Source organism: Hypericibacter sp. (assembly GCF_050729195.1).
Lineage (GTDB): Bacteria > Pseudomonadota > Alphaproteobacteria > Dongiales > Dongiaceae > Hypericibacter.
This window is the reverse complement of record NZ_JBOHKS010000120.1, coordinates 1-3315: the sequence shown is the minus strand read 5'-3', so window position 1 is coordinate 3315 and position 3315 is coordinate 1. Positions and strand designations below refer to the sequence as shown.

General features: G+C 67.1%; 3 protein-coding genes. 1 reads left to right on the top strand and 2 read right to left on the bottom strand.

Annotated features, from left to right (window positions below; genetic code table 11):
• A partial coding sequence (locus ACREE8_RS09220) for a PleD family two-component system response regulator (RefSeq protein WP_431572692.1) occupies positions 1-1322 on the bottom strand: 1322 nt, incomplete at its 3' end.
• Positions 1323-1335: 13 nt separating this feature from the next.
• A complete protein-coding gene (locus tag ACREE8_RS09215; RefSeq protein ID WP_431572691.1) occupies positions 1336-1755 on the bottom strand; it encodes a response regulator in 420 nt (139 codons plus the stop codon).
• 283 nt (positions 1756-2038) lie between these two features.
• On the opposite strand from ACREE8_RS09215, the gene ACREE8_RS09210 reads away from it, so the two are divergent.
• Positions 2039-3046: an ROK family protein gene (locus tag ACREE8_RS09210; protein WP_431572690.1), complete on the top strand. Its 1008-nt coding sequence runs from the start codon at positions 2039-2041 to the stop codon at positions 3044-3046.
• Positions 3047-3315: the final 269 nt, after the last annotated feature.

Below are 3315 nucleotides of genomic sequence, written 5' to 3'. Positions count from 1 at the left end.
GCGCGATACATCGCCTGGTCGGCGCGCCGGAGGCCCGCCTCCATCGGCTCGTCGAGATCGGCCAGCGTCACGCCCAGGCTGATGGTGACGGGAATCAGCTCGTTGCCGACCGTGATCGGCTTCTCGGCGATCGATTTGCGCAGGCGATCGCTGACCGAGACGGCGGCCTCGTAGCCGACCTCGGGCATCGCCACGAAGAATTCCTCGCCGCCCAACCGCACCACCATGTCGAAGCTGCGCAGGTTCGCCGTCAGGCGCCGCGCGACCTCCTTCAGCACCTCGTCGCCCGCCGCATGGCCATGGCGGTCATTAACCAGCTTGAAATGATCGATATCGCCGACGATGAGCGAGAGCGGTTTGCCCGAGCTGCCGGTGCGGCGCATCAGCTCGGCCAGATGCTGCTCCATATAGCGGCGGTTGTTGAGGCCGGTGAGACTGTCGATGAGCGCCAGCGAAAGGCCGCGCTCGTAATGGCGGCGCAGCAGGTCGTAATAGCGCGAGCGGCGCACCTGGGTGCGGGCGCGGGCGTGGAGCTCGCTGCCGTCGATCGGCTCGACCAGATAGTCCGTGGCGCCGATATCGAGCGCCTTGGCCAGTTCCGGCGCGTCGATCGAGCCGACGATCACCAGGATCGGCATCTGCCGCGTGCCTTCATAGGCGCGCAGCTGCGAGCAGATCCTCAAGCCCTCGGAGGCGCCGATGGCGAAATCGACGATCACCAGGTCGAAGGTCTCGCTGCGCGCGCGCTGGACCGCCTCGGGGCCCGCCGGCAGCAGCAGCGTGTCGTTCTGGTCCTGGGCCAGGGTCTGGGTCACCCGGTCGGCGGTGTCGCCGGGCCTGGCAATCAGCAGCACGCGGGCATGGCCATGCTCGACCTCGCCGTCGGCGGGCGTGCCGTCGATATTGAAGCGGTTCCAGACCGCCTCGCGCACGCGCCACTCGTCCATCATCAGCTTGAGACGCAGCAGCGAGCGCACCCGGGCGAAGAGCGCCAGGTCGTTGACCGGCTTGGTGAGGAAATCGTCGGCGCCGGCTTCGATGCCGCGCACGCGATCCGAGACGTCGGAGAGCGCCGTGACCATCACGACCGGCAGATGGGCGAAGCGTCCGTCGGCGCGGATGCGCCGGCAGACCTCGAACCCGTCCATCTCGGGCATCATCACGTCGAGCAGGATGATGTCGGGCGGGGATTGCTCGATCTTCGCGAGCGCGTCGGGACCGTTCTCGGCGAGTTCGACGTCGAAATACTCGGCCGAGAGCTTGGCCTCCAGGAGCCGCCGGTTGGCGGCCACATCGTCGACGACGAGGACGCGTCCTGACATCGCGCGCCCGGCCCTACCGCAGGAACCTTTCGACGGTGCTCAGGAACTGAGCCACCGAGATCGGCTTGGCGATATAGGCCTCGCAGCCGCCCTGAAGGATTTTCTCTTCGTCGCCCTTCATGGCGAAGGCCGTGACCGCGATCACGGGGATCGCGCGCAGATCGTCGTCCTCCTTGATCCATTTCGTGACCTCCAGCCCCGAGACCTCGGGCAGCTGGATGTCCATGAGGATCAGATCCGGCCGGTGCTGGCGCGCCAGCTTCAGCGCTTCCATGCCGTCGCGGGTTTGAAGGATGTTGTAGCCATGCGCTTCCATCAGATCGTGGAAGAGCTTCATGTTGAGCTCATTGTCTTCGACGATGAGCACGGTCTTCCCGGCGCCGCTTCGGCGCGGTGCATCCGCGGAAGGAAATTCGCGTATCGTGTCGTTCATGCCGCCCCCAGACGCCCAGCAGGGGTCAGTGCGAATGCCGGGGCCCATCCCTGTCTGGACCCCGTTACTGACGTTCCCATGAAGGCCAGGACATCTCTTAACGCATAACCCCGGCATCGTTAATATTTTGTTGATCGCGGATGTTTTCAACGGCGGGCAAGCCCTCGAAAACCCGCGGAAATCCGGGCTTGGCCGAAGATAGGGGCCGATTCCGGCCACAGCTTCCGAAAAAGAACCCCCGCGAGGCCGCATCGGAGCCGTTTCGGGACGATATCAGGGGACGATGAGCACGGGTGAGGACCAAGCTGTGACGAGCGATGGCGGCGCCGCCAAGCCCCAAACCACGGGGCGGGCGCGGATCGGGGTCGATCTCGGCGGCACCAAGATCGAGGCCATCCTCCTCGGGGCCGCCGGCGAGGTCCTCGAGCGGCGGCGCGTCGCGAGCCCGCGCGGCAATTACGAGGCGACGCTCGATGCCGTCGCGGCGCTGGTGCGCCAACTCGAAGAGGCCTTGGCCACGCGCCATGGTGGGCCCGCCCGGCGGCTCAGTGTCGGTGTCGGGATCCCGGGCGCCCTCTCGCCCGCCACGGGGCTGGTCAAGAACGCCAACTCGACCTGGCTCATCGGCAAGCCGCTCGATCGAGATCTGGAGCAGCGCCTGGCGCGGCCGGTGCGGGTGGCGAACGATGCCAACTGCTTCGCCGTTTCGGAAGCGGTCGATGGCGCCGGGGCCGGTGCACGCCTTGTCTTCGGCGTGATCCTCGGCACCGGAGTCGGCGGCGGGATCGCGATCGAGGGCCGGCCCTTGCTGGGCGCGAACGCCATCGCCGGCGAATGGGGCCACAATCCCCTGCCCTGGCCGAAAGCGGGCGAGCTGGAGGGACGGCGCTGCTATTGCGGCCGCGAGGGCTGCATCGAGACCTTCCTCTCCGGCCCTGCGTTCGAAAGCGAATATCGCCGGGCGTCGGGCCGGACGCTGGTCGCGGCCGAGATCGCCAAGGCGGCGTCTTCCGGAGAACAGGATGCCGAAGCCGCGATGGCGCGCTACGAGGAGCGGCTCGCGCGCGGCCTTGCCCATGTCATCAATCTGCTCGATCCCGAAGTCATCCTGCTGGGCGGCGGGCTCTCGAACCTGACGCGCCTCTATGACAATGTCCCAAGGCTCTGGGGCCGCTTCGTCTTCTCCGATCGCGTCGACACGCGGCTCCTGCCGCCGCTGCATGGCGATTCCTCCGGCGTGCGCGGCGCCGCCTGGCTCTGGCCGCCGGACCCGGAAGAGGGAGCGCCTTGAAGAAGCGCGCAGATAGTAGGACTTTCACGCCCCCTCCCCTTGCGGGAGGGGGTAGGGGGAGGGGAGCGACAGACACAAGTCCGTCACGGAGCCATGGACCACATCCCGTTCGCCGCAGGCACTTCTCTCGTCGCCTGCGAAATTCGGCGCCTCCGCAGAAACGACAGACGGATCCTGTTCCTTTGGTGAAGGGACGCGTGTGGCACCCCTCCCCCTACCCCCTCCCGCAAGGGGAGGGGGCGTGAAAGTCCTACTATCTGCGCGCTTCT

Coding starts and splice junctions, on each gene's coding strand:
- ACREE8_RS09215 (WP_431572691.1), bottom strand. CDS start 1,755: ATGAACGACACGATACGCGAATTTCCTTCCGCGGATGCACCGCGCCGA.
- ACREE8_RS09210 (WP_431572690.1), top strand. CDS start 2,039: ATGAGCACGGGTGAGGACCAAGCTGTGACGAGCGATGGCGGCGCCGCC.